Below are 24,207 nucleotides of genomic sequence, written 5' to 3'. Positions count from 1 at the left end.
CGCTCCATGAACAGCCACACGAGCCCCGCCATCGAGCTACGGGGAGCGAGCAAGACCTTCCGCACTCCCTCGGGCGGACTGCACACCGCCGTCCGCGACCTGGACCTGACCGTCGGCCGCGGCGAGTTCGTCGCCGTGGTCGGCCCCACCGGATGCGGTAAGTCGACGACCCTGACCCTGGTCAGCGGACTGGAAGAGCCCACCGAGGGCGACGTCCTGGTCGCCGGCGAACCGGTCCGCGGCATCGGCGACAAGGTCGGCTTCGTCTTCCAGCAGGACGCCGTCTTCCCCTGGCGCACCGTGCTGTCCAACGTGATGGCCGGCCCCCGCTTCCGCGGCGTCCCCAAGGCCGAGGCCAGGGAGCGGGCTCGCGAATGGCTCGCCCGGGTCGGCCTCGCCGCCTTCGGGGACCGCTACCCGCACCAGCTCTCCGGCGGCCAGCGCAAGCGCGTCGCCCTCGCCGCGACCTTCGTCAACGACCCCGAGATCCTGCTCATGGACGAGCCGTTCTCGGCGCTCGACGTCCAGACCCGGGCCCTGATGTCGGACGAACTCCTCGACCTGTGGTCCGGGACCGGAGCCTCCGTCGTCTTCGTCACCCATGACCTCGAAGAGTCCATCGCCCTCGCCGACAAGGTCGTCGTGATGACCGCAGGACCGGCGACCGTCAAGGAGGTCTTCGCCATCGACCTGCCGCGCCCCCGCCGGGTCGAGACCGTGCGGCTGGAGCCCCGGTTCATCGAGATCTACCGGGAGATCTGGTCCTCGCTCGGCGAAGAGGTCCGCATCACCCGCGAAAGGGGTGCCGCCCATGCCGCCTGAGACCGCCACCGCACCGGCCGCCACCACCAGGACCGGCGCCGCCGGAACCCGTACACAGGCCAGGGCCCGGGCCGCACGGAACCGCAGGATCCTCGTCCACGGCACCCGGGTACTGCTCCTCGTCGGACTGCTCGGCCTCTGGGAAGGGCTGGCCCACGCCGCCGTCATCGACCCCTTCAACTTCTCGATGCCGTCGAAGATCTGGGACCAGATCTCCCAGTGGGCCGTCAACGGCACCCCGCAGGGCCCCCTCGTGGAGCAGATCTGGTACACGCTCTACGAGGCACTGCTCGGCTGGGTCATCGGCGTCCTCGGCGGTGTCCTCCTCGGCATCGTGCTCGGCCGGATCCGCTTCCTGGCCGATGTGCTCGGCCCCTACATCAAGGTCCTCAACGCCCTGCCGCGGATCGTCCTCGCCCCCATCTTCCTCATCTGGTTCGGCCTCGGGCCGGCCTCGAAGGTCGCCTCCGCCGTCGTCCTGGTCTTCTTCCCGGTGTTCTTCAACGCCTTCCAGGGCGCCCGCGAGGTCGACCGCAACCTCGTCGCCAACTCCCGGATCCTCGGCGCCAGCAACCGCCAGGTCACCCTCCAGGTCGTCATCCCCTCCGCCACCTCCTGGATCTTCACCAGCCTGCACGTCAGTTTCGGCTTCGCCCTGATCGGCGCCATCGTCGGCGAGTACATCGGCGCGACGAAGGGCCTGGGCCTGCTGGTATCCGCCTCCCAGGGCACCTTCAACGCCGCCGGCGTCTACGCGGCCATGGCCATCCTCGCCGTCGTCGCCCTGCTCGCCGAAGGGCTGCTGGCCTTCCTCGAAAAGCGGCTCTTCCGCTGGAAGCCGGCCGACCCCGGTGAAGCCCGCTGACCCCTCTTCCCATCCGCCCCCTCACAAGGACGTGACCATGCGCACCCAGCTCAAGATCTCCGCCGCCGTGGCCGCCGCGGCGCTCGCCCTCACCGGACTGACCGCCTGCGGCGGCTCCTCCCAGGGAGCCTCCGCGGACGTCAAGGACGGCAAGCTCAAGATCATGGTGGGCGGCCTCGACAAGGTCATCTACCTCCCCGCCCGGCTCACCCAGCAGCTCGGCTACTTCAAGGCCGAGGGCCTCGACGTCACCCTGCTCACCGAACCGGCCGGCGTACAGGCCACCACCTCCATGCTCTCCGGCGACGTCCAGGGCGTCGTCGGCTTCTACGACCACACCCTCGACCTCCAGGCCAAGAACAAACAGGTCGAATCCGTCGTCCAGTTGGCGCAGACCCCCGGCGAGGTCGAGGTGGTCGCCAACAAGGCCACCGGTGACCTCACGTCCCCCAAGGACTTCAAGGGCAAGACCCTCGGCGTCACCGGACTCGGCTCGTCCACCGACTTCCTCACCAAGTACCTGGCGGTCGACAACGGCGTCAAGACGGAGGAGTTCCACACGGTCGCGGTCGGCGCCGGGCAGACCTTCCTCGCCGCCCTCCGACAGGGCTCCATCCAGGGCGGAATGACCACCGAGCCGACCGCCGCCCAGGTCGTCGACAAGAACCTCGGCAAGGTGCTCCTCGACATGCGCACCCCCGAAGGCTCCAAGCAGGCACTCGGCGGCCTCTACCCCTCCTCCAGCCTCTACATGAGCACGGACTGGGTGAACAGCCACAAGGACACCGTCCAGAAGCTCGCCAACGCCTTCGTCCGGACCCTCAAGTGGATGTCCGCCCACACACCCGAGGAGATCGCCGCGAAGATGCCCGCCGACTACGCGCAGGGCGGCAAGGAGCTCTACGCCAAGGCCATCAAGGACACCCTCCCGATGTTCACCAAGGACGGCGTGATGCCCGCCGACGGCCCCGCGACCGTCGAGCGCGTCCTGAAGTCCTTCAACCCCAACCTCAAGAACGCCACCATCGACCTGAAGAAGACCTACACCACCGAATTCGTCAAGAAATGACGGCACGGCAGAGAGCTGCGACGCGGACGCGGTGAGACCCCTCGGGATCAGTTGCCGAAGCCCATGTGCACATGATCCCGATGGGTGTCGTCCGAGAAGAACTGGTCGGCAGCTCCACCCGACAACTGGAGCGGCCCACCGACGTTGTACGACCCGGCACCGGCCGCCGCCCGCATGAACTCCTCGACCAGTGCCCGCGACGTCCCCGGATCGACCACCGCATGCCCGTCGATCCGCCACACGTCGACGGCCCGCCCCCGCGGATGGTCACTGGGCCGGTCCGTCCCGAACACCTTCAGCGGATGCCCGGACCGCACCACGCTCACGTCCATCCGGTACGTACGGGCCAGGTTCAGCAGTGCCCCCAGGACGCTTGCATGGACCTGCCCGCTGCGGATGTCGGCAACCGCCGCCGGCGGCAGGCGGATTGCCGACCCCGCATCCAGCACCCGCTGCGCCTGTGCACTCAGCGCCGCCGCCGGCGCCCCGGACTCGGCCGGATGCAGGGCCGTCACCTCCCACCGCGGCCGGGCCCGCCGCAGCCGCACATCCACCGTCGTCCCCCCGGCCACCACCGCCCCGTCCCCGCGCCGCACCCACTGCCGGCACACCACCAGCACACTCGCCGAGTCCGCCAGAATCCCCCCGTACTGCGCATCGACCACCTCCAGCACCGCCGCAGCGCCCCCGGGCCGCAGCGCCCCGGCCTGATCCACCAGCGTCGGCTCCAGCCCCAGCGCCCCCACCCGCGCCATCGCCGCATCCCGCTCCCCGGCCGGCCAGGCACCGACGGCCTCCACCAGCTCCACGGCCCGCACCTTCACCTCCGGCTGAACGTCCCCCGGACTGGGCCGCCAGACCGGGACCTGCGGGAGCCGAGAGCGGGTGGTTGTCACGGACGGGCGCGGCGAGGCGGGCGCGCCGCCCCGGGTTCCCCCCGAGCACCCGGCCACTCCCAGCAGCACCGCGGGCGCCCCTTTGAGGAGTGTCCGCCGACGGGGGTGCGGGCCGGCCGGATCGCGGCTTTCGGCGATGCTCATACGAAGTTGACCTCCGCCCGCGCCAGCATCGGATCGTCGACCAACTGCCACAGTGGCACGGCGTAGTTGCCCTGGCCGTAGCGGCCACCGAAGTGGAGGCCCAGGACGCGGTGGTCGGCGAGGTCGATGACGGGGGAGCCGCTGTTGCCGCCCAAGGTGGAGCAGTCGTGGCGCATGACGTTTTCCTCCGGTTCCAGCCCGGTGGTCATGCCGGGCTGAAGGCGTTTGACGTTGTAGACATCCATGAAGATCCGGCGCATGGACTCCGGTTCGTTGCGGCGGCCGTCCCAGGCCGGGTAGCCGACGCAGTACACCGGGTGCCCCGGCAGGTCGGCGGGGGCGTCCGCGGCCACCGCCAGGGGAGTGGGGAGCGCGCTGCCGCCGAGGTACGGGGATATCCGCAGCAGGGCCAGGTCGACGTCCTCGTGGATGCCCAGGACCTCGGTCACCTCGTACGAGGGGCCGCCGTCCGCCGGGTCGTCCGTGTCGGTGTACTCCTCGCCCATGTCCAGTGCGGCACCCAGGCCCCGCTGGAAGGTCCAGCCTCCGTCGGCGCCGTGCGCGAACTCCGCCGCGACATGGCGGTTCGTCATCACCACGTCCGGGCCGACCAGGAACCCCGTACCGAGCCAGTCCAGGCTCACGTGTCCGGAGATCTCCACCCGGCCCACCCGGGCCAGGGTCTCCCGGATCGCGGCCCGGTGGCCGTCCAGCACCGCCCAGTCGCCCTGCTGCGCTGCGAAGTCGTGGTTCTGGACGAGGATGGCCGGCCGCCCTTCGAGGAGGACGATGGCCTCCATGCCGAAGGACTCGTCGTCGCTGATCTCGTCGGTGCGTCCCGCGGCGAGCTTCTCCAGGCCGCTGGCGCCCGCCGACAGCACCCGGGTCCGCTCCTGCCGGGCGTACTGCGAGATCTGGTCGGCGGGCAGTTCGTCGGCGGGCAGCCCCACCGAGGATTCGGGGATCTCCCAGGACAGCTGGTCCCGCACCCGTGCCGCCACCTCGCACAGATCCGAGAAGACCCGCTCGGTCCCGGTCGCCACCGGTGATCGGCTCAGGTTCTGCATCTCGCCCTCCTCCGTCGCGCTGTCGAGGTTGCCGTGTGCCTTTCGGTCGATGAGCCGGCCGGTCGATGGGTCGGTTGTCCGGTCGGCCGGATTCGGTCAGGTGCATCAGCTCCGTTGCGCCGCCGCGATCTCGGCGTGGACGTCGGGGCTGTGCGCTTCCAGATGCCGCAGCACGCTGGTCATCTGCGTGCCGACGTTGACGAACGCCGTCGTACGGCCCTGGAACACCACGTTCTCCACCCGCCGCGTCCCCCGGTGGAGCGCCACCACCCGCCAGTCGTCGGTCAGTACCGGCGAGCCGGACGATCCGCCGCGGGTGTCGGTGAAGTAGCGGACGTCGTGTTCGTCCGCCTCGTAGACGAGGTTGTTGCGCAGTGCCACCCGCTTCGGCAGGCCGCCCGGGTGCTGGATGATGTTGACGGCCACGAAATCGCCGTCGGCGAGCGTCAGCGGCCGGTCGGCCAGCTTCAGTGCGGGGCGGGCCGGCGAGTCGGCCAGGCGCAGCACCGCGTAGTCCAACTCCTGGTCGGCCGCCGCGAGTTCGGTGACACAGGCTTCGGCGGTCGCCTCGTCGTCGGTGTCGTAGTCGAAGCGGGCGTGGGTGTGCCGGGCCTGGAGGCGCAGATCGTCGGGGTCGGCCAGCGGGCGTGTGCCGCCGGTCCCGGTACGGGCGTTGACCACATGGTGGTTGGTGATGAGGAGCTCCGGCGCGATGAGCCAGCCGGTACCGGCGTGCGGGAAGCCGTTCGGCTGGAGCGGGGCGCCGCCCTGGTACGGGGGGACCTTGAGGCGGGCGACGGCCGCGCCTGCCAGGTCGCCGCCGCGGAGGAACCCGATGGGGACGGTGTCGTCCCGGTGGACGATCTCCTCCTTGATCTCCGGGGCCGCCCGCCCGGCCAGTACGTCCGGCTCGCCGCCGGCCTGCCGTGCCACGTCGTCCAGGGCGCGCTGGAACGTCGCGAGGGGGGCAGCCTCGGTGGTCTGTGCCACGGCGTTGCGCAGCCAGATCTCCAGGGGTACGGAGCCGTCCACCAGCCGCTCCACGCGGTTCATCTGGTTGAGGTCGGAGTGCAGTTGATGCCCGGGGGCGGGCAGCACCGGGAGGGTGCCGCGGTAGCGGGTCATGATGCCGTCGAAGAGCAGCGGGCGGAGGGCGGGGTCGCCCAGTCCGGTCTCCAGTGCGGTGTCCCGCAGCTGGAGGATGTCGTCCGCCGGGAGATATGCCGTCATGGTCGGCCACCGGGCCCTGCCGGGCCGCTTCCCTTCTCGTCACCGGCCGGTTCCGCCGGGTACGGTTCGGCTCGCTCCGGCCGGTCCTGTGCTTGCCGGTACGCCGCGTCCGGCTCCGGAGTCGTCCGTCCGCGGGTTCCCACGCCCATCGCCGCGGCCACGCCGGCCACGATCTCGCCGCTCTTGTCGGAGACGGCCAGCAGCCGCCGGGCGAGCGAAGTGAGGGTGCCGCGGTCGCGGGCCAGCCGCAGGATGTCGCTGATCCGGGTGGGGCCGTGGGGTGCGGGCGCCGTGGCCGGGCCCGTGGTCCCGGCGGCCTCGCCCGGCCCGGCCGCATCGTGCAGGATCCCCATCACGGCGCCCAGCAGTCCGGGCTGACGGTGCGTCGCCCGGCGCATCGCGGCGCCCAGGGTGTCCAGCGTCTCGTCGTCCGTCGGCAGCCCGACGACCTCCAGTGCGTGGTCCAGCGCGCCCGGGTCCTGACCGTAGATCTGGGAGGCGACGGCGCGGACGAGTACCGGCTGATCGGCCAGTACGGCGTCGGGCAACTCACGTAGCTGTGTGGAGAGTTGGTGGCCGGCCTCGGAGCCGGAGTGCTCGGCGGCGCCGGTGCCGGACGGCAGCCGGGCCCGTGCCAGCCGTGCGCCCATCGCCTCCAGGTCCTCTCCGAGGCCGACCGCGACGTCCTCCGCCGCCCGCAGCTGCCGGTCGGCGCCCGCCAGGTCGCCGGCCTCCTCGGCCAGTCGCGCGGAGAGCAGCAGCAGCTCCAGCCGCCGCTCGGGGCAGCCGCCCTGCTCGGCCTGTGCGATGGCCTCGGCGACGGCCGTGCGTGCCTCGCCGCGCTGCCCGAGCCGGTTGTGAGCCTCGGCCATCAGGGCGTGCAGCGGGCTGCACGGTGTCCAGGGCCGCCGCTGTCCGAGCCGTACCAGCGCGGCCTGGGCGAAGCCCTGGGCCAGCAGGTCCTCGACCTCGCGCGCCGCGATCCGCTCCCAGTCCTCCTGGTCGGCGCCCGCGGCCACCCGGTCCGGTGCCCCGCCGCCGAGCCGCGCCGTCAGCAGCCCCGCGGCCCGGGGGGACATGTCCTGCTGCGCCCCGGCCAGGAACCGTTCGACGCCGGGCAGCCACCGCTCCTCCACCGTCCGCGGATTCTCGTCCAGCCGCAGCCGGTGGTAGATCTCCTCGGCCCGTGCCTCCAGCCCGTCCCGTGCCGCGTAGTACTCCACCGCGCGCTGCTCGACCGCCCGCATCACCTCCGTACGGTCGCCGCCCGGCAGCCGCAGCATGATCGCCCGTACGTCGCCGCGATAGCGCACCGCTTCCGGCCGGGCCGGCTCCACCATGTCCAGTCGGCTGAGTTCGCCGTACAGCCGGCGCGCCTCGTCCGCCGACGGCACATGCAGTCCGCAGGGTTCGGCCAGCACGTCCTTGATGATCTCCGGGGTGATGATCCGCAGCGCCAGGCCGGGATAGGCGAGCCGGCGCACGTCGTCGTTGGCGATATGGCTGAGGATCCGGTCGTAGAGGATGCCCTGGACGAGCATCTGGTCGACGCGCCGGAACACCTCCTCGCGGCGGGCCGGCAGGCTGCGGATCAGGTCGCCCGTCTGCTCGGCCTCGCTCCCGGCGAGTGCCGCGGCCCGCGCGGCGAGCCGCAGGCTCAGCGGATGGCCGCCGACCCGCTCGGCCAACGCGGTTGCCACATCGGGGTCGTTGACGCCCAGGGACTGCAAGAGGGCGACGGCCGCCGGCGGGTCCAGTTCGTGGAGTCGGATCTCCAGGGAGGTGACCCTGCGTGCCGGATGATCGACCGGTGCCCGGCCGGAGACGATCACCCGAAGCCGTGGATAGACGCGCTGGAATGACGTGCAGATCGCCCACATGCGTCCCAGCACCGGCGATCCGCGGTACTGCGCCTCCTCGAAGGAGTCGACGGCCAGCACGAACGGCGGGTCCTGCCGGCCGGCCGCGGCCACCGCCCGCACCAGGACGTCGGCCACCCGCCGGATCAGATCGGTCTCCCGCTCGGTGGCCAGGGTGTGGAACTCCTCCGAGGAACTGCGCCCCAGCACCCGGGTGGTGGCCAGCTGGTGCAGCTGGGCCACCCGCTCCTGCTCCTCCCGCTGGCTGCACGCCGCCTGCTGGCACTCGTCCGCCAGCGCGTCCAGCTCGGCGCGGAACTCCGGGTACTGGACGCCGAGTTGACGGGCGGCCTCGGCGATCAGCGTCACCGGCTCCTGGATGGACAGGGTGGGCCGCTCGAAGTCGATATAGGCGAACGGAAAGGCGGAGGCGTACGCGACCGGGGACCCGCGGGCCGGATCCGGCACCGTGTCCAGCAGGAACTTGGCGAGCAGGGTGCTCTTGCCCATCCCGCCGGGACCGTGGATGACCAGCGGCGGCGCCGGTGCCGAGTGCGCGCCCGTACTGAGGAGCCGGCCGGCCGGCTCCCTGCGGGCCGCAGCGTACCCGGCCGGTAGGCCGACGTAGCTGCGCAGCTGGTCGAGTTCCCGGCCGCGGCCCTGGAACGGCGCGCGCACCAGGCGTTCCAGCGGATCGAGCAGCCGGGCCCGCTCCAGTGCGCTCTGGAGCTCGCCGGGGTCGGGCAGTCCGCGGACGTCCGGCACCTGTGACAGCCACAGCACCGCCTGGAGGGTGTCGGCCAGTTCTTCGACCGAGCGGTGTGCCGTCCGGTGTGCCGTCGCCGACAGGTTGCCGGTCAGGAACGCCAGGCAGATGGCCTCCGGGCCTCCGGGCTCGGTGGGGAACTGCTCGCGGTTGGCTTCCAGGGCCAGCCGGGCGGCCTCCGGTCCGGCCGTCGCGCGTAGCGCCGCTTCCCTGATCTCGGACTTGAGCGACCACTCGGCGTGTCCCGTGGCGCCCAGGGTGGTGCAGTCGTCGAGGAGTTCCAGGACGGCGCCACCGGTCGGGGCGTCCGTACCGGGCAGCCGCAGCCGCAGCGGATCGAAGCGGGACAGCAGGCAGGCCGCCTCGCGGTAGGCGCGGCGGGTGTCCGGTACGGCCGGCGGTGATCCCTTGCCCGTCCGCAGTTCCTGCCGCAGCCGGGCGCTGAACAACTCCCGTACGTCGGCGGAGCACGGTCCGGGGCGGTCGGGGTCAGAGGGTTTGGTAGACACGGATCGCCTTCTCCGCTGCCGTGCAGATCTTCCGCATGTAGCTGTCGCCGTCGTCGTCACGCGCCCTGGAGTCCTGGAGCACCGCGTCCACCGCCTCGTCGACCAGACCGGCGATGACGGATTCCTCGGGCTGCGCCGTATCGGTCAGCCGGGGCGGTGATTCGTGGAAGTACTGGTCGAAGAAGCTGTGCAGATCCTGGCGTTCGACCACCCGCGCGGTGTCCCAGCACAGGCTTCCCCGGAGGTCGTACGGCAGTTGGTACATCGACCGGCCGTATCCGAGGAGGACGAGCCGCGGCGCCTGGTCGCCGCGCACGGCGGCGTGCTCGTAAATCGCCAGCGCGAGTTGGCCGATGAAGTCCCAGACGTCGGAACGGGGGTCGAGCTTGTCGCATTCGTCGAGGACCAGCCAGTAGTGCTCGTCGGCGGCGGTCGCCTGGCCGATCACCCAGTGCACCGCGTCGTCGATCGCCGGGAGGAGGTCGTTGAGCTGGGTGGGGTCGAACGGCTGGGCTCCGGTGTGCGGATCGGAGAGGAAGGCGGCCAGCCGCCGGATGACCTGCGAGGCGGTGGAGGTGTGCGACAGGACGACGCGGACCGGGTGGAATCCGCTGTGCTGCGCGATATGGCGCAGAAAGGTGTAGGTGTACGACCGGCCGCTGCCCGGATCGCCGTCCACCGCCAGGACGAACTTCTCCCGGTCGTCGACGAACCGGCGCAGCGTCTCGCGCAGTTCCTTCCGGTCGATGAACGCCTCGGTGCCGTTCTTGAGGACGCAGGTGCGGAAGGTGTCCTGCCGGGCGTGGATCTCCAGGTCTTCCTGCAAGCGGTGGAGGAATTCCCGGGCGGTGCCGATTTCGGGCAGCGTGGACAGCTGGTCGAGGTGGTTTACGACCTTCAGGAGTTCCACCTGTTGCCGGATATTCCGGCGGGCTGCCCGCACCAGGGAACGGGCGTTTTCCGCGCTGACCGTCGTGATGGGGAGTGCTGTGACGAATTCCTCGGAGAAACCGTAGTTCAGGAGCTCGGTACGAGGGTGGTCGGTGTCGAGAAAGAGGTACTGCGCCAACCAATTGGTGACCGCGAACCATTCCGCTTCATTCAGTGGCATGCCACACCTACCCACCCGCCCCTCGGTAGCGCGGAACGGGCCGACTCCTGCACTTCCTCCTCTTTGTCATGTTTCCACCCGGTCTGTGCTCACGCAAGGTGATCGAAGATCCGCTGTACCGGCTCTCTGACCGGCGGCTGCGTCAGATACTGACCGATCCCGTGGTGGTTCCCGCTGTCGTTGGTGACCAGCAGATCGGTGATCCGCTCCGGCGGTCCGAACTCCGGCCGCAGGGTGTGGTCGAGCGCCACCAGATCCCGCAGGTCCGACGCGTTGCGCCAGGCCAGCACCCCCTCCGGAACCGCCGGCGGACGGGCCAACTGGTCCTGCACCTCGGTGATCGCCAGCGGCGACCCCAGCGTGACCAGCAGCTCCACCTCCTGCCCCCGCTCCGTCAGTACCTCGTAGGCCACCACCGATCCGAGGCTGTGGCCGACGACCACCAGCGGCCCGCCGTCCAGCCCGTCCAGCGCCTGCTCGACCACCCCGCGGATCGCCGGTCCGGCGCCGCCGAAGAAATACGCATGGACATCCTTGAACGTGTGCCTGGCCAGCTCCCGGAACACCCCCGTGCGCAGCGGCCGGGGCAGCGGCAGCAGCTCCAGCGGAAGTGCACCGCCGTCGCCCTCTTCCGCCTCGCCGCCGGTCTCCGCGTTGCCCAGGGTCTCGGCCAGATACGTCATGTCCCGCAGCCAGTCGACCAGCGCGCCTTCCACCACCGCCCGCTCGTCGTCCAGCCTCTCCCGGCCCCCGCCGGCCCGGCCCTCTGGTCCGACGGCGCCGCATTCCCGCCACGCCTCGGAAACGGTCAGCGCCACGAATTCCTCGGGATCGGCGAATACCCCGGACTCGGCCGCCCGCGCGGATTCCGTCATTTCCGTCGTCGCGGAACGTTCCGGACCGGCCGACTCCGTGAGTGCCACCGGCTCGCCGTCCATCGGATCCGGCCGGAAATCCGGCAGCGGTTTCTCGTACCGCAGCGGGGCCCAATACGCCATACGGGAAGCCTCGGCCATGTCCTTGCCGAAGAGCGCCTGGTCCCATTGCGACTTCAGTAATTCCGAGCGGACCTTGTTCCCGATGCCGTGCACATAGACCACGGTGGGCTGCCTGGGGTGCATGCCGCCTCCTGCCGCCGTTCCTCCGCCGCACCTCTTCCCGGCGGTGCGGACGACGCATCGGCACCGGCCGGTAAGCCACTCGAACAGCCGGGCGGCCGGCCGTCGTCAGGCCGCCGGGGCGGAAACCGCGGTGCCGGCCCCTCCGCGAGCCGCGCGAGTCCCCGGCGTCGTCCTCTCGAAGGGCTCAACTGCGCCACAAGCAGCCGCTGTTGTGTGCCGGACACCGCCCGGCCCACCGTGCCCGGCAGCCGTCACCCGCCGAACTCCGCTGGGCGCGGCGGGTGGTGGGGGCGGCGGGCGCGGCCGTGCAGGCTGCCGGCGAGACGACCGGCCCGCCGCATCGCGCACGGGAGCGCGCCCTGCCGGCGGTGCATTCCGTCATGCGTCCGCACGCTCACAGGGAGGGGTAGATGTCCCCGGCGCGCATGGCGCTCTCCTGCTCGCTCCGGCTCTGCAGCCGGCGCGACTTCTCCTGGAGCCGCTGCTTCTCCTTCGGATCACTGGTGTGCTGCGCGGCCTCGGCCAGCTCCTGAGCCTTTTCCCGCATGTGCTGGAGGCGTTGGCGTGTCTCGTCCGTGCCCATGACCATTCCTTACCGTTACCGATTCGCCCTTACCGACTCGTGCGGCGTCGCTGCTTTTACGAGGTCACCGATTCGTACGGCGGCTCCGTACGGCGTCGCGGAAATCTGCTGTATCCAGCGAATCAGGGCGCGCGCCCTTTAGCACGTCGAAATGTCACGCAGCGCGATAGCGCATTCACGAAATGCGGTCGGGTGCTTCCGAAACGTAGCGGGCATCCTGTCGGTCGGCATAAGCGCATAATGGTGGCCATGTAGGGAACCAGCCTGTCCGGAGGTTGATCCCGATGGTCCCTCTCGTGCTTGTCCTGCTGCTCGTTCTGATCTTCCTGGGTGCCGGTTTCGTGATGAAGCTGCTGTGGATCGTGGCCATCGCGCTGCTGGCGTCCCTGCTGCTCGGCTTCCTCTTCCGTTCCCGCGGCACGCGCGGTCGCCGGGACCACTGGTAGGCGGATTCCCATGTCGGTGATCATGCCCGCCACCGCTGCCATAGGCGGTGCCCCGTGCTGGGTGAGCCTGATGACCCACGACCTCCCGGGCGCGGAGAAGTTCTACGGCGAGGTCCTCGGCTGGAGCTTCCGCCCGGGGAAAATGGGGGCCGAATTCTCCATCGCCATCGCCGAGGGCCAGCCGGTCGCCGGGATCGGGCTGCTGCCGCCGAGCTGGCGGATCCCCGTCGCCTGGACCCCGTACTTCGCCGTGGACAGCGCCAATGAGACGGCCGCCCGGATCCGCGAGCGCGGCGCCACACTCGCGGTGGGCCCGCTCGAACTGGGCAAGGGGCGCGCGGCGCTCGCCGCCGACCGCGACGGAGCGGTGTTCGGCCTCTGGGAAGGCCAGACCCTCTCCTGGGCCGTGGGGGAGGGGGAGGCGCCGATGTGCCTGGAGCTGCGGACCCGCGATGCCTTCGACGCGGCGATCTTCTACGGGGAGGTCTTCGGCTGGGCCCCCGACCAGCCCGGCGGCTGCGACATCACCTACGAGCACGACGAGGTGATCGTGCGGGACGGCGCGCAGACCGTGGCCGCACTGCGCGGCGGGGCCGTCGAAGCCGCCCCGGACCCGCATGTCCGGCCCCGCTGGCACGTCTACTTCCCCGTGCACGACATCGAGAGGGTCACCGAAGCCGCCGTCGCTGCCGGCGGCTTCGTCCTCCCGGTCACGCCGATGGTCGACGGCAGCGGCTGCCAGGCCGTCATCCGCGACCCCCAGGGCGGACTGTTCACCGTCGCGACCACATAGGGAGCGGAGAGCGCACTGACCGGCGACGGAAGCCGACCCGCCGTTCGGCAGGAGCGGGACCGCGGGCCTGGCCGGCCGACGGACCCGCGCCCGTCACCGCCGACACGCCCGGCGTTTTCCCGGGTCCACGGCGTGTCTCCACCGGATGGCCATTCCTGAATGGCGCGGGCGGCCAAGAGGGACGTTGGCTGAACCAAAGCACGCACAACGCCCGATGAGTGTCAGCGCCTCCGGTGCCCGACGCTCCCCCTCGTTCAGTGGAGTCCCTACATGTCATCTGAACCAGCTCCTGGTGGGGGCGACGCCGACCTGTCACCGACAGACCCCGGCGAACACGTTCCGCCCACGCATCCGGAAAACGTCTCGGTCCGCACCCTCGTGTGGACGGCAGCCACCACGAGGCCCGTGGAGGAGGTCGCCGCCCTCGTGGAACTGCTCAAGCGCACCGGCGAAGACCCCAATCCAGGCGACGAAGTCCTGAAAGCGGCGGCGATGACCCGGCCGGTGAGCGAGCTCGGGCCGCTCCTCGCCATGCTCGGCGAAGCCCCGCACACCGCGGAGTCGAGCTACGAGGCGCTGCGTGCGGCGGCAGTGAACAGATCCGTCGACGAGGTCGTCCAGCTGATCCGGCTGTTCGACGGTGCGCGGGAGGCCCGCTTCCCCGTCGAGGGCCCGCCGGGCGGCGACAACTTCCCCGACGGCCACGCCGACATGATGGGCCAGGCGACCTCCGCCATGTCGACCGTCAACGACCCCCTCCTCGAACCGTATCCCGACCCCTACGGCCGCCCCGCCGACAGCGGCTACCCGGCCGACAACGGGTACCCGGCGGATAGCGGCTACCCGAACCAGGCTCCGCACACCGCCGCACACCACGACCAGGCGATGCGCGACGGGCTGCACCCGGACGCCCCGCCGTGGCCGCAGCACTCGCCCTGGCCCGGCGCCAACGGGCCCCAGGGCGGCGCCGGATGGCCGGCGGCCGGGGCGCCTCCGCAGCCCGGCCAGGCGGTCGGCGGGATGCTCCGCTCCGCACTGCGCTGGCCCGCCGCCGCGGCGCTGGCCCTCTGCGGGCTCAGCCATCTGCCGGTGGGGCTGACGGAGGCCCGCGGCGGCCCGTCCGACGGCATCTCGATGGCCATCGCGGCGGTCTACCTGCTGCTGGCCGGCTGGCTCGCGATGCGCGACACGGCCGCCATCTGGACGGCCAGTGCCACCGCCGCGGTCACCGTCATCGTCCTGCACGCCCTCTCCCGGGCCGGCGTCCTGGCTCCCCTCAGCAGCAGCCTGGGCGACGCCACCATGTGGCCGGAGCTGCTGGCGGTCGGTCTGGCGATCCTCAGTGCCGGCCTCGCCGGTGCGGCGCTGCTCCTGCGCCCGCGCAGGGTGGCTCCCGCGACGGCCGGTGCGTAAGCGGCAAGCGGATGAGGCGGCTGTCCCTTGGGGACGGCCGCCTCATCTCGCATGCAGCGCCGGGCCCGCGGCCATTCTGGTGTTGTCGGCCAGCTCCGTGACTCCCCGGATCCGTGCACAGTGCGCACAGCAGAAATACCGGCCGTCCGCCTCCAGGCCGTGGCCGAGAATCCGGCACTCGCAGTTCTCGCAGGTCGGGGCGAGCAGATGCGCCGCGCACTCCACACAGTCGAAGACATGGACCTCGCCCGCGGTGCGCACCTCGAATCCCCGCGCGTAGTCGTTCCCGCAGACTTCGCAGACTGCCATGGTGATCCCTCCGTTCCGCAGATCCCTGGACCCTTGGCTGGGTGTGGCTGGGTGTGACTGGGTGTGGCGACGGCTCCGGTGAACGCACCGCGAGGTGAGCCCCCTGCGATGTCGGGCGCTTCCGGCTCGGCGCGCCCGCCGGCACCTCCCTTCCATCGTCGCACCGGCCCCGTCCACCCGCAGAGGCAGCTCACTGCCGCGACGAGTAGCGGTGCAGGACCCAGGCAGGCAGTGCGAACCAGCACAGGACGAACCACGCGACCAGGCCCGCCACGACCCAGGGCGCGGCACTGCCGTTCAGCGCGATACGCAGAATCAGCAGCAGCGACGAGGCGACCGTGGCCAGCAGCAGTACGACACCGACGAGCGCCAGCCGCGAGGCCCAGAGCACGGTCTGCGGCTTGAGCCGGTGCCCGGTGACCAGCCGGTGGAAGGTCACCGTCCCGACCAGCGCACCGGTGGTGGCCGCGCCCAGCAGCACGGTGACGACGTAGATGACGCGGTCGGCCTGGCCGAGGACGGCGAACCGCGGGGTGAAGACGACGGTGAGCAGAAACCCGAAGAGGATCTGCACGCCGGTCTGGATGACCCGTACCTCTTGCAGGAGTTCGCTCCACCGCCGGTCGGCACGCTCCTCCGGCGTCTCGTGACGACCGTGCGGCTCCGGGCCGGCCGGCTCGCCCTGGTTCACCTCTCCTCGCCGTCTCCGCGCATTGCCGCGTACCCGATTCCCGTATCCGGTTCCCGGCTCAGCTCGTCGGCGCCGGGTTCTTCGCCTGCTCGGTGACGTGGAACGCCAACTCGTCGTCCTGGACGTCCACCTGCACCTGGTCCCCGGTCGACAGCGCCCCGTCGAGCAGCAGCCGGGACAGCCGGTTGTCGACCTCGCGCTGGATGGTGCGGCGCAGCGGCCGGGCGCCGTATTCGGGCTGGTGCCCGCGGCGGGTGAGCCAGTCCACCGCCCTCGGGGTGAAGTCGACGGAGACGCCCTGGGCGTGCAGCCGGCGGCCCGTCCCCTCCAGCAGCAGACCGGTGATCTGGTGCAACTGCTTGTCGGTGAGCTGCCGGAACACGATGATCTCGTCGAGCCGGTTGAGGAATTCGGGCCGGAAGTGCCCGCGCAGAGCCGCCAGCGCCCGCTCCCGCGCACCGTCGTCCGCCCCCGCTCCCGCCTCTGCCGTACCGAAACCGAGCACCCCGCGACCGCCGCTGAGCGCCTCCGAGCCGAGGTTGCTGGTCATCACGATCACGGTGTTCTTGAAGTCCACCGTCCGTCCCTGAGAGTCCGTCAGATGTCCGTCGTCCAGGACCTGCAACAGCATGTTGAAGACGTCCGGATGGGCCTTTTCGACCTCGTCGAGCAGCAGCAGCGAGTACGGGTGATGGCGTACCGCCTCGGTCAGCTGCCCCGCGTCCTCATGGCCGATGTATCCGGGCGGGGCGCCGATCAGCCGGCTGACCGTGTGCCGCTCCTGATACTCGCTCATGTCGAGCCGTACCATCCGGTCCTCACTGCCGAACAGCGCCTGGGCAAGCGCCCGGGCGAGTTCCGTCTTGCCGACACCGGTCGGACCGAGGAAGAGGAAGCTGCCGATCGGCCGGTTCGGGTCGGCGAGCCCGGCGCGCGAGCGCAGCACCGCCTCCGAGACGGCCGTCACCGCGTCCTCCTGCCCGATCACCCGCCCCTGGAGCCGCCCTTGCAGCCCGAGCAGCCGGTCCTTCTCCTCCTCCGTCAGACTGCTCACCGGTACGCCGGTCTGCCGTGACACGACCTCCGCGATGTCCTCGGAAGTCACCTCCACGATCCGGCCGTCACCGACCACCGGCCGCGCCTCCTGGTTCGTCTGGATGCCCTCGATCCGCTGGTTGAGGTCGGAGATCCGGTCCCGCAGCTCGGTCGCCCGCTCGTACTGCTCGGAGGCGACCGCCTGGTCCTTGTCCCGGACCAGCTGCTCCACCTCGCGTTCCAGATCGCGCACGCTGGTGGTCTTGGTGGCCGAGCGCAGCCGTACCCGGGCGCCCGCCTGGTCGATCAGATCGATGGCCTTGTCCGGCAGGAACCGGTCGGTGATGTAGCGGTCGGACAGCTCCACGGCCGCCAGCACCGCCTCGGTCGTGTAGCGCACCTGATGGTGGGCCTCGTAGCGGTCCTGCAACCCGCGCAGGATCTCCACCGTGTCGGGGATCGTCGGCTCGGGCACGATGATGGGCTGGAAGCGGCGGGCGAGCGCCGCGTCCTTCTCGATGTGCCGCCGGTACTCCTCCAGCGTGCTGGCCCCGATGACATGCAACTCGCCCCGCGCCAGCGCCGGTTTGAGCATGTTGCTGGCCTCCAGTGCTCCGCCGTCCCCCGTGCCGCCGCCCGCACCGACGACCGTGTGCAGCTCGTCGATGAAGACGATCAGCGAGTCGGTGTGCGCGCGGACCTCCTCGATGATGTTGTTCATCCGCTCCTCGAAGTCACCGCGGTACCGCGTACCGGCGACCACCGAGGTCAGATCCAGCGCCACGATCCGCCGCCCGGCCAGCGTCTCCGGCACGTCCCCGTCCGCCAGCCGCTGCGCCAGCCCCTCCACGATCGCCGTCTTGCCGACCCCCGCGTCACCGACCAGCACCGGGTTGTTCTTCCCCCGCCGCGACAGCACCTCGATCGTCTGCTCGATCTCCTCCTCGCGGCCGATGACCGGATCGATCCGGCCGGCTCGCGCGAGATCCGTCAGATCGCGGCTGTACTTGTCCAGCGTCGGCGTGTCGTGATGCGGTACGGCCCCGTGCTCGCCGCCCGACCCCGCCGGCGGATGCCCGCCGGCGCTGCCGTGCGAGGCGGCCGACGCCTGCGCATCGAAGTGCGCGAGGTTCAGAATCCGCCCGGCCGCCGAGTCCAGATTCCCGGCCAGCGCCTCCAGCACATGCTCCGGACCGATGTACGAGGCCCCCGTGCCGCGCGCCAGCTCATGCGCCCCCAGCAGCGCCCGCTTCACCGCCGGTGTCACCGCGACGCTCTTCTGCAGCGGCCCGGAGCCCGCATTGCGGTCGATCTCCGCCGCCAGCGCATCCGGATCCGCACCCTGCTGCCGCATCAGGCTCCGGGTCGGCTCCGTGCTGAGGGCCGCCCGCAGCAGATGCTCGGTACCGAGTTCGGGACTGCCGTGTTCGGCGGCGTACGCGGCAGCGGAGGTCACCAGATCCCGGGCGGAGCCGCTCATCAGCCGGGCGATGTCCGCCTGCCTGGGCATGGGCTGTCCTCCCTCGCCGGCGGGTGACTGCGCGCTGCGCCCGAAGAACCGCGAGAGAAAGTCACCAAACGAGTCCGGGCCATTACCCTCCGGACCCATGAATCCGTTGCTCATGTGCGTCCGTTCCGCTGTCACGACGGTGCCGCGACACGCTGTCTGGTCGGGTTCGTAGCGCTCATTCCTGTGCAGTGCTCCCCCGTGCAGTCGTCGGCTGCGACTCCTCGACTCCTCTGCTTCAGGATCCGCGCCCGGCGGGCTGTCCGCACCCGGGGGACAGGGGAGCGCGGAACCCGGGGGCGGCACCCCCGAATGACACCCCGGGCCAAGCCGCCCGCGGAGCGGCTTGGCCCGCTCAGAGCCTCACCGCTGCACGGCGCACGGCGCCGCACCGGCCCGGCGCCCGCCCGGCCGCTCGCCGCGCCGCCCGGCGCCGCAGGCGGCCTTCCGCCAGGTCGCCCTGGAGCCGGGCGACCGCGTGCCCCTCTACACCGACGGCGTCACCGAAGCACGGATGGCCGGCGGTGCCCCCCTGGGCCTCGAAGGTCTCACCGCCGACATCATCCGCGCCACCGCCGCAGGCGAACCCGCCGCCGAGGCGCTCCGCAGCCTGATCCACTCGACCATGGAGCACCACGGCAACACGCTGAACGACGACGCCACGATCCTGCTGCGCGAATGGCGGGTGCGGCCCTGGCCCGCACCCGCACCGGGCCCCGGGGCGCCGGACCCCGGCCGCACCCGGCTGGGGCCCCCGGGCGTCAGGCCGCGCCGGGGAGCCCTTGCCGTACGGCGATCGCGTTCAGCCGGATCCCGCACCGCACGACGTCGTCGAGGGCCAGCGTCCGCACCTCGTCCGCGGTCAGCGCCAGGGTCACGTCGACACAGCAGGCGACAGCGTAGACGTGGCCCTCGGTCTCCTCGTCCTGGAGGGCGAACAGCACGTTGTAGTAGTAGCTGGTGCTCTCCGCGGAGTCCCCGTGGAACGAGAGGTGCGTGCCCTCCTGCGCGTCGAGGCCGAGGAAGGCCTCGGCGAGCGCGGCCTCGGCCTTGTCCCAGAAGACGGGGTTGCTGAACGGGTGCGTGAGCGCCTGGCGGACCGCCTCCCTGAGCGAGAGCACCATGACGCCCACGGGAGCCGTCTCCTGGAGCCCCCAGCCGCGCACGATCTTGACCGTCGAACCGCCGGGGATGGCGCCCGCCGCCCGGCTGATCTCACCGAAGTCGAAATCCACGGTCGCCGGGGCGATGGCGTGCTGGAACGCGTCGGCAATGCCCTGCGCCTGCTCCAGCGCAGCGGGGCCCACCTCGAAGACCGTCCTGAAGGTCGTCTTCTCGGCGGTGGGCTGGTCGGACATGACTGCTCCTCACATGCGAATGATCGCGTCGCGCCGACCGGCAAGTATGCCGCCCGCCCCACGAGATGACGGGGGCGCCCTCGCACTTTCCGCGCCGCCGCCGCGCGCCGCGCTGCGCTACGGGCCGGTTGGCGCCGTTTGTGCGGTGGCGGTCGCGTCGGCCCCGCGCAGACCCGGCGTGCCCAGGCCCACCAGGACGACCGCGCCGATGCACAGCAGGCCGCCGCTGACCAGAGCCGCGGCACCCGACGTCGCGTCCGCCACGAGACCGCCGCGCATATTGCCCAGGTCCGGGCCGCCCTGCCCGACGATCTGCTCGGCGGCGCCCACCCGGCCGAGCAGTTCGCTCGGGGTGTGCGTCTGGACGAGGGTGTTCCTGGACACCACGGACACGGTGTCCGCGGCACCCGCCACGACCAGGAAGGCCAGCCCGCACCACGCGTTGGGCGACAGCCCGAACAGCGCCAACGCCCCGCCCCAGGCGGCCGATCCGCCGAGCATGACCAGACCGGGGCGGGGGAGCCGGGTAAAACTCCCGGAGAAGACGGACGCGACCACGCCGCCGGCGGCCAGCGCGGTGAGAAACAGCCCGAGCGTCCGCGGATTGCCCCCGAACCGTTCGGAGTTGACCAGCGGGAACAGGCTGATCGGCATCGACAGCACGGTGGCGGCCAGGTCCGTGAGCAGGGCCCCGCGTATGACCGGGGTGCGGACCAGGAAGGCCAGGCCGTCCCGTACGCCGCGCAGCCCCGGCCTCGCCGGCTCGTCTCCCGGCGGTAACGGCGGCAGACCGAACGCCCCGTAGAGCCCCGCGGCGAACGTCAGCGCGTCGACCAGATAGCAGGCGCCGATGCCGAGCTCGCCGAGGACCACCCCACCCAGCGCGGGCCCCAGCAGCATCGCGCCCTGGAAAGCGATCCGCTTCAGCGCGAGCCCGGCGGCCAGTTGCCGCTTCGGCAGCAGGTGCGGGACGAAGGTGCGGAACGCCGGTCCGCTGCCGGCGACGAAACAGGACTGCACCGCGACCAGGAGCAGGACACCCGCCGCCGGCAGGCCGCCGAGGAAGCTCTGCACGGCGAGCAGGAGCGAACACCCGGCCTGCCCCAGGGTCGTGCACAGGTAGAACGCCCGCCGGTCCACCCGGTCGACGACCGACCCGGCGAACAGCCCGAACACGATGAGCGGAACGGCCTGGGCGAGGGCGACCGCGCCGGTCCAGGCGGTGCTGTGCGTCAACTGCCAGACCTGGAACATCACGGCGACCAGCGTCATCTGGCTGCCGAGCCCGGACAGCGCCGTACCGATCCACAACCGCCGGAAGGTCGGTGACGACCGCAGCGGTGCCACGTCCAGCAGCACACCCCGGGCGCCCGTCCCGTCCCCCTTCCCCTTCACACGCCTCAGTCCCATGCCGGGTCCGCGGCCAGCTTCTCGGCGATCCGGTCGTGGAAGCTCCTGCGCTCCAGCGCCCGCTCGATATCGGTGACGACCTGGGTCAGCGGATAGGGAATCTCCGCCTCCAGCTCGGCGAGGGCGGCTTCGGTCGCCCGCCACTCCGCCGCCAGCCGGCCGACCACGGCGCCGGCCCGCTCCGTGAGCGCCACCTTCTTCGTGCGCGCGTCCTCGCCCGCCACGGTCCGCACCCACCCGGCCGCGCGCATCGCGGCCACCTTCTGGCTGAGCGCCGAATGCGTGTAGCCGACCGACTCGGCCAGCTCGGTGATCGTCATCGGCCCGAGGGCGTGCAGCCGGAGCAGCTCCCTCACGTAGTTCGGCTTCAGCCCGTCGATCTGCCGCTCCGCGTAGATCCGGGCGATATCCGCGTCCATCGATGCCTGGAGCAGCCGCAGTGGACGCCAGCGGCTCCGGTGGGTGGGGTCGGGGGTGGTGTTCGGGCGGAGCGCGGGGTCCTGGGCCATGAGCGGCAGCGTAACAGTACTTATATAAGCGCTGTTGGAAATGTGTACGAGACATGGTGTGGGAGACCAACAGCCTGGCAGCGGGCGTCAGTTGGGAGGTCTTCCGGTGAGGGCTTCGGTGGCGTCCGCGGGCCGCAAGGTGCACGGATGGCTGAGGAAGTTGCCGAGCAGGCCCTCGGCATCGCCGTTCTTGTAGGCGTAGGCCACGCCGGTCAGCAGGCCCTCGTCGAGGCGCAGACGCACTCCCAGCACGGGGCTGCTGACCCGTGCGTCGGCGGTCGGCAGCTGCAAGGGGACCTCGGCCCGCAGGTCCCACGCCTCCGAGGCATCCGCCGGGCCGGCGGCACGCTCACCCGCCACCCGCAGCACCATCTCGCCGCCCTCCGCCACCCGCAGCTCGACCGGGAGGGTGCCCTCCGGCGTGCGGATCCCGCCCGCCCAGATACCCTCCGGCAGGTCCAGCGGACGTACCGGGTCGTCGACCACGGGGGAGATCCACTCGCCCGTATATCCCGGCACCAGGGCATCCAGCACATACCGCACGACGGCATCGCGCGCCCCCTTGCCGGTGCAGTTGGTCAGCACCGCCACCGAGAGGCGCTGCGCGGGTACCGCGACCGCCATCGCCGCCACGCCGCCCCCACCGCCGCTGTGGCTCTGCACCACCGGCCCGTCGCCGTACGACACGCACCAGCCGAGCCCGTACCCGACGTGGCGGTTGACCGGCAGCGCATCCCGCACCGCCGCGGCCGTCTCCGGCTTCAGCAGGCGGTCGTACGACTGCGAGAAGACCGCCAGTTCGGCAGCGGTGGCCCAGCCGAGGGTGGCGCCGGGGTGGCTACAGCCGTAGTCCGGATACGGCCGGCCGTCGACCGTGTAGCGCACCGCCCGCGGGGCCGGGCCCGGATACGTCTCCCCGAGGTGGCAGGCGGTGAGCCCGAGCGGGGCGAACACCCGCTCCCGGACGTACGCGCCGAGTTCCTGCCCGGTGGCCTGCTCCAGCACCTGTCCCAGAAGCCGGTAGCCGAGGTTGGCGTACTCGAAGCCGGTGCCCGGCGGCCGGTGCAGCACGGTGTAGCGGTCCGCGTCGATCCGCCGCCGGCCGTCGCCGTAGTCCCAGTCGTAGTGGGCGCCGAGACCGCCCCGGTGCCGGAGCAGCTGACGCACCGTCGGAGAGGGGTGGCGGCGGTCGACCGGCACGGACGCGTCCAGGTCCAGCAGTCCGTCATCGGCCGCGGCGCAGACGGCGGTGGCCGTGATCGGCTTGGTGATGGAGCCCAGTGCGTACACGGTGCCGGGAGTGGCCGGACGCCCGGCGGCGACGTCCGCCAGTCCGTACGCCTCGGCGAGCACCACCTCACCCCGCTCGGCCACCGCGACCGAAACCGAGGGGCACCCGTGCTCCGTCAGCACCTCGGCGCAGTACCGGCCCAGTCCGTCGAGCATGCCCACCCTCCCCGTGCGTGGCAATGCGGTTCCCCGGGCGCCGCCGTGGCGGGATGCCGGACCCCCGCGCAGCCTATCGGGCTCCGCTCCCCGGTCCTGCGGCGAGTCGGACACCGTCGCGGACCGCCCCGCGAACGGGACGGCCTCCGGGCCCCACGCCACCCGATTCCCCCTCGACGTCCCTCCCTCTGATCCAAGTACCGTCAGGCCGACCGGAGTTCACGCCCCGCTCCCGTACCGCTCCGCCAACGTGGCCACCGCCTCCCCAACAGCCTGCCGCAGCGCGGGCGGGCCCAGCACCTCCGCCTCCGGGCCCAGCCGGAGCAGGTCGCCGACGGCCACCGCCGGCGCCTCGACCGGCAGTTCCACCACCACCCACCCGTCCGCGTCCGGCGGCCCCGCACCGTCCAGCGCCCGCCGGCCCATTGCGCCGTACATCATCGGCAGCAGCCGCTGCGCCTGCGGGGAGATCCGCAGTCGCGCCGTCCCCTGATGCAGCGCCGCCGCCAGCCGCCGGGCGGAATCCTCCCAGTGCGCGGCCAGGTCGAAACCGGCCGGCCGTACGAACACCTCGTCCGTGACGACCACATCCAGGAACCGCGCAATCCGGTATGTCCGCACCGCCTCGTCGACGAGCGCCACCAGATACCAGATACCGCCCTTGAGGACGATGCCGAGCGGGCGCAGTTCCCGACGGACCTCGCCGCGCCACCGGCGGTAGTGCGCCCGCAGCACCCGCTGCTCCCACACCGCCTGCGCGATCGGCGCCAGGTACGCGACCGGATCGGCATCCCGGAACCACGCCGGCGCATCGAGGTGGAACCGGTCCTGAATCCGCCGGGCCCGCTCCGCCAGTTCGGACGGGAGGGCCGCCTGAAGCTTCAGCTGGGCGGTCGCCAGCACCGCGCCCAGCCCCAGCTCCCGCGCCGGGCCCGGTGCGCCCGCGAGGAAGAGGGCGCCGGCCTCGGCATCGGTGAACCCGGTCAACCGGGTGCGGTATCCGTCCATCAGGCGGTAGCCGCCGTCGGGCCCGCGGTCGGCGCGGACCGGAACGCCGGACGCGCCCAGCGCCTCGACGTCCCGGTAGACCGTACGCACCGACACCTCCAGCTCCGAGGCGATCTCGGCAGCGGTCATCCGCCCGCGGTTCTGGAGCAGCAGGAGCAGGGAGAGAAGCCGGTCGGCACGCATGACGCGATTGTCCCGCGTACCTGACAGAAGGTGTCAGGTACGGCCGTCAGGATGGCC

21 protein-coding genes and 1 pseudogene are annotated in these 24,207 nt (G+C 71.6%); 7 read left to right on the top strand and 15 right to left on the bottom strand.

Annotated elements, in window-relative coordinates:
- Nucleotides 1-6 precede the first annotated feature (6 nt).
- The 3 genes from IEZ17_RS21665 to IEZ17_RS21655 are packed head-to-tail and all read left to right on the top strand — an operon-like array spanning nucleotide 7 to nucleotide 2,756.
- Nucleotides 7-822, top strand: a complete 816-nt coding sequence (locus IEZ17_RS21665) for an ABC transporter ATP-binding protein (protein WP_189302617.1) — start codon at nucleotides 7-9, stop codon at nucleotides 820-822.
- A complete protein-coding gene (locus IEZ17_RS21660; RefSeq protein ID WP_189302616.1) occupies nucleotides 812-1,687 on the top strand; it encodes an ABC transporter permease in 876 nt (291 codons plus the stop codon). The genes IEZ17_RS21665 and IEZ17_RS21660 overlap by 11 nt, the downstream gene beginning before the upstream one ends.
- 37 nt (nucleotides 1,688-1,724) lie before the next feature.
- Nucleotides 1,725-2,756 (top strand): ABC transporter substrate-binding protein, encoded by a 1,032-nt coding sequence (locus IEZ17_RS21655; protein WP_189302614.1) that lies wholly within the window; start codon nucleotides 1,725-1,727, stop codon nucleotides 2,754-2,756.
- Between the two features lie 47 nt (nucleotides 2,757-2,803).
- On the opposite strand, the gene IEZ17_RS21650 is transcribed toward IEZ17_RS21655, so the two are convergent.
- The 7 genes from IEZ17_RS21650 to IEZ17_RS21620 form a co-directional block, all read right to left on the bottom strand.
- Nucleotides 2,804-3,796, bottom strand: coding sequence for a hypothetical protein (locus IEZ17_RS21650; protein WP_189302612.1), 993 nt, complete (start codon nucleotides 3,794-3,796; stop codon nucleotides 2,804-2,806).
- A complete protein-coding gene (locus tag IEZ17_RS21645) occupies nucleotides 3,793-4,863 on the bottom strand; it encodes a trypsin-like serine peptidase (protein WP_189302610.1) in 1,071 nt (356 codons plus the stop codon). The genes IEZ17_RS21650 and IEZ17_RS21645 overlap by 4 nt, the downstream gene beginning before the upstream one ends.
- Before the next feature lie 105 nt (nucleotides 4,864-4,968).
- Complete coding sequence (locus tag IEZ17_RS21640; protein ID WP_189302608.1) at nucleotides 4,969-6,093, bottom strand: trypsin-like peptidase domain-containing protein; 1,125 nt, start codon at nucleotides 6,091-6,093, stop codon at nucleotides 4,969-4,971.
- Nucleotides 6,090-9,227: an AAA family ATPase gene (locus IEZ17_RS21635; RefSeq protein ID WP_189302606.1), complete on the bottom strand. Its 3,138-nt coding sequence runs from the start codon at nucleotides 9,225-9,227 to the stop codon at nucleotides 6,090-6,092. Before IEZ17_RS21635 ends, IEZ17_RS21640 begins: the two co-directional genes overlap by 4 nt.
- Nucleotides 9,208-10,338 carry a P-loop NTPase family protein gene (locus IEZ17_RS21630; protein WP_189302604.1) on the bottom strand — a complete coding sequence of 377 codons (1,131 nt, stop codon included), beginning with the start codon at nucleotides 10,336-10,338 and terminating at the stop codon, nucleotides 9,208-9,210. Before IEZ17_RS21630 ends, IEZ17_RS21635 begins: the two co-directional genes overlap by 20 nt.
- Nucleotides 10,339-10,427: 89 nt before the next feature.
- Nucleotides 10,428-11,459, bottom strand: a complete 1,032-nt coding sequence (locus IEZ17_RS21625) for an alpha/beta fold hydrolase (protein WP_189302602.1) — start codon at nucleotides 11,457-11,459, stop codon at nucleotides 10,428-10,430.
- 394 nt (nucleotides 11,460-11,853) lie between these two features.
- Nucleotides 11,854-12,042, bottom strand: coding sequence for a DUF6381 family protein (locus IEZ17_RS21620; RefSeq protein ID WP_189302601.1), 189 nt, complete (start codon nucleotides 12,040-12,042; stop codon nucleotides 11,854-11,856).
- Between the two features lie 284 nt (nucleotides 12,043-12,326).
- Here IEZ17_RS21620 and IEZ17_RS21615 point away from each other — a divergent pair, with 284 nt between their 5' ends.
- The 3 genes from IEZ17_RS21615 to IEZ17_RS21605 all read left to right on the top strand — a co-directional run bounded on the left by IEZ17_RS21615 (nucleotide 12,327) and on the right by IEZ17_RS21605 (nucleotide 14,694).
- Nucleotides 12,327-12,488: a hydrophobic protein gene (locus IEZ17_RS21615; protein ID WP_189302599.1), complete on the top strand. Its 162-nt coding sequence runs from the start codon at nucleotides 12,327-12,329 to the stop codon at nucleotides 12,486-12,488.
- 10 nt (nucleotides 12,489-12,498) lie between these two features.
- Nucleotides 12,499-13,281, top strand: coding sequence for a VOC family protein (locus IEZ17_RS21610; RefSeq protein ID WP_189302597.1), 783 nt, complete (start codon nucleotides 12,499-12,501; stop codon nucleotides 13,279-13,281).
- Nucleotides 13,282-13,551: 270 nt separating this feature from the next.
- A complete protein-coding gene (locus IEZ17_RS21605) occupies nucleotides 13,552-14,694 on the top strand; it encodes a hypothetical protein (protein WP_229852478.1) in 1,143 nt (380 codons plus the stop codon).
- Between the two features lie 42 nt (nucleotides 14,695-14,736).
- Here IEZ17_RS21605 and IEZ17_RS21600 read toward each other — a convergent pair whose 3' ends face one another.
- The 3 genes from IEZ17_RS21600 to IEZ17_RS21590 form a co-directional block, all read right to left on the bottom strand.
- Nucleotides 14,737-15,003: a metallothionein gene (locus IEZ17_RS21600; RefSeq protein WP_189302595.1), complete on the bottom strand. Its 267-nt coding sequence runs from the start codon at nucleotides 15,001-15,003 to the stop codon at nucleotides 14,737-14,739.
- Nucleotides 15,004-15,193: 190 nt separating this feature from the next.
- Nucleotides 15,194-15,694, bottom strand: a complete 501-nt coding sequence (locus tag IEZ17_RS21595; RefSeq protein WP_189302593.1) for a DUF6328 family protein — start codon at nucleotides 15,692-15,694, stop codon at nucleotides 15,194-15,196.
- A 58-nt stretch (nucleotides 15,695-15,752) separates the two neighbouring features.
- Complete coding sequence (locus tag IEZ17_RS21590) at nucleotides 15,753-18,353, bottom strand: ATP-dependent Clp protease ATP-binding subunit (RefSeq protein ID WP_189302591.1); 2,601 nt, start codon at nucleotides 18,351-18,353, stop codon at nucleotides 15,753-15,755.
- Between the two features lie 361 nt (nucleotides 18,354-18,714).
- Between IEZ17_RS21590 and IEZ17_RS44195 the strand changes: the two are divergent.
- Nucleotides 18,715-18,858 (top strand): annotated as a pseudogene (locus IEZ17_RS44195) (serine/threonine protein phosphatase); the annotation flags it as partial.
- 139 nt (nucleotides 18,859-18,997) lie between these two features.
- Here IEZ17_RS44195 and IEZ17_RS21580 read toward each other — a convergent pair.
- From IEZ17_RS21580 to IEZ17_RS21560, 5 genes are all read right to left on the bottom strand, one after another.
- Complete coding sequence (locus IEZ17_RS21580; RefSeq protein WP_189302590.1) at nucleotides 18,998-19,594, bottom strand: Type-2Aa cytolytic delta-endotoxin; 597 nt, start codon at nucleotides 19,592-19,594, stop codon at nucleotides 18,998-19,000.
- A 117-nt stretch (nucleotides 19,595-19,711) separates the two neighbouring features.
- Nucleotides 19,712-21,004 carry an MFS transporter gene (locus IEZ17_RS21575; RefSeq protein WP_189302588.1) on the bottom strand — a complete coding sequence of 431 codons (1,293 nt, stop codon included), beginning with the start codon at nucleotides 21,002-21,004 and terminating at the stop codon, nucleotides 19,712-19,714.
- Nucleotides 20,995-21,513 (bottom strand): MarR family winged helix-turn-helix transcriptional regulator, encoded by a 519-nt coding sequence (locus IEZ17_RS21570; protein ID WP_189302586.1) that lies wholly within the window; start codon nucleotides 21,511-21,513, stop codon nucleotides 20,995-20,997. Before IEZ17_RS21570 ends, IEZ17_RS21575 begins: the two co-directional genes overlap by 10 nt.
- A gap of 87 nt (nucleotides 21,514-21,600) precedes the next feature.
- The gene (locus IEZ17_RS21565; RefSeq protein ID WP_189302584.1) at nucleotides 21,601-22,959 is read right to left on the bottom strand and encodes a serine hydrolase domain-containing protein; all 1,359 of its coding nucleotides are present in this window, start codon (nucleotides 22,957-22,959) and stop codon (nucleotides 21,601-21,603) included.
- Nucleotides 22,960-23,178: 219 nt separating this feature from the next.
- Nucleotides 23,179-24,150: a helix-turn-helix transcriptional regulator gene (locus tag IEZ17_RS21560; RefSeq protein WP_189302582.1), complete on the bottom strand. Its 972-nt coding sequence runs from the start codon at nucleotides 24,148-24,150 to the stop codon at nucleotides 23,179-23,181.
- Nucleotides 24,151-24,207: the final 57 nt, after the last annotated feature.

Origin of the sequence: Streptomyces albospinus, assembly GCF_014648695.1 — a bacterium.
In the GTDB taxonomy this organism is placed as follows: Bacteria; Actinomycetota; Actinomycetes; order Streptomycetales; family Streptomycetaceae; genus Streptomyces; species Streptomyces albospinus.
Note: the sequence above shows the minus strand (reverse complement) of the source record. Positions and strands in the feature narration are given on the sequence as shown.

Bases quoted from the DNA above. Each gene is read 5' to 3' on its own strand.
- IEZ17_RS21665 (WP_189302617.1), top strand. From the start codon at position 7: ATGAACAGCCACACGAGCCCCGCCATCGAGCTACGGGGAGCGAGCAAG.
- IEZ17_RS21660 (WP_189302616.1), top strand. From the start codon at position 812: ATGCCGCCTGAGACCGCCACCGCACCGGCCGCCACCACCAGGACCGGC.
- IEZ17_RS21655 (WP_189302614.1), top strand. From the start codon at position 1,725: ATGCGCACCCAGCTCAAGATCTCCGCCGCCGTGGCCGCCGCGGCGCTC.
- IEZ17_RS21650 (WP_189302612.1), bottom strand. From the start codon at position 3,796: ATGAGCATCGCCGAAAGCCGCGATCCGGCCGGCCCGCACCCCCGTCGG.
- IEZ17_RS21645 (WP_189302610.1), bottom strand. From the start codon at position 4,863: ATGCAGAACCTGAGCCGATCACCGGTGGCGACCGGGACCGAGCGGGTC.
- IEZ17_RS21640 (WP_189302608.1), bottom strand. From the start codon at position 6,093: ATGACGGCATATCTCCCGGCGGACGACATCCTCCAGCTGCGGGACACC.
- IEZ17_RS21630 (WP_189302604.1), bottom strand. From the start codon at position 10,338: ATGCCACTGAATGAAGCGGAATGGTTCGCGGTCACCAATTGGTTGGCG.
- IEZ17_RS21625 (WP_189302602.1), bottom strand. From the start codon at position 11,459: ATGCACCCCAGGCAGCCCACCGTGGTCTATGTGCACGGCATCGGGAAC.
- IEZ17_RS21620 (WP_189302601.1), bottom strand. From the start codon at position 12,042: ATGGGCACGGACGAGACACGCCAACGCCTCCAGCACATGCGGGAAAAG.
- IEZ17_RS21615 (WP_189302599.1), top strand. From the start codon at position 12,327: ATGGTCCCTCTCGTGCTTGTCCTGCTGCTCGTTCTGATCTTCCTGGGT.
- IEZ17_RS21610 (WP_189302597.1), top strand. From the start codon at position 12,499: ATGTCGGTGATCATGCCCGCCACCGCTGCCATAGGCGGTGCCCCGTGC.
- IEZ17_RS21605 (WP_229852478.1), top strand. From the start codon at position 13,552: ATGTCATCTGAACCAGCTCCTGGTGGGGGCGACGCCGACCTGTCACCG.
- IEZ17_RS21600 (WP_189302595.1), bottom strand. From the start codon at position 15,003: ATGGCAGTCTGCGAAGTCTGCGGGAACGACTACGCGCGGGGATTCGAG.
- IEZ17_RS21590 (WP_189302591.1), bottom strand. From the start codon at position 18,353: ATGAGCAACGGATTCATGGGTCCGGAGGGTAATGGCCCGGACTCGTTT.
- IEZ17_RS21580 (WP_189302590.1), bottom strand. From the start codon at position 19,594: ATGTCCGACCAGCCCACCGCCGAGAAGACGACCTTCAGGACGGTCTTC.
- IEZ17_RS21575 (WP_189302588.1), bottom strand. From the start codon at position 21,004: ATGGGACTGAGGCGTGTGAAGGGGAAGGGGGACGGGACGGGCGCCCGG.
- IEZ17_RS21570 (WP_189302586.1), bottom strand. From the start codon at position 21,513: ATGGCCCAGGACCCCGCGCTCCGCCCGAACACCACCCCCGACCCCACC.
- IEZ17_RS21565 (WP_189302584.1), bottom strand. From the start codon at position 22,959: ATGCTCGACGGACTGGGCCGGTACTGCGCCGAGGTGCTGACGGAGCAC.
- IEZ17_RS21560 (WP_189302582.1), bottom strand. From the start codon at position 24,150: ATGCGTGCCGACCGGCTTCTCTCCCTGCTCCTGCTGCTCCAGAACCGC.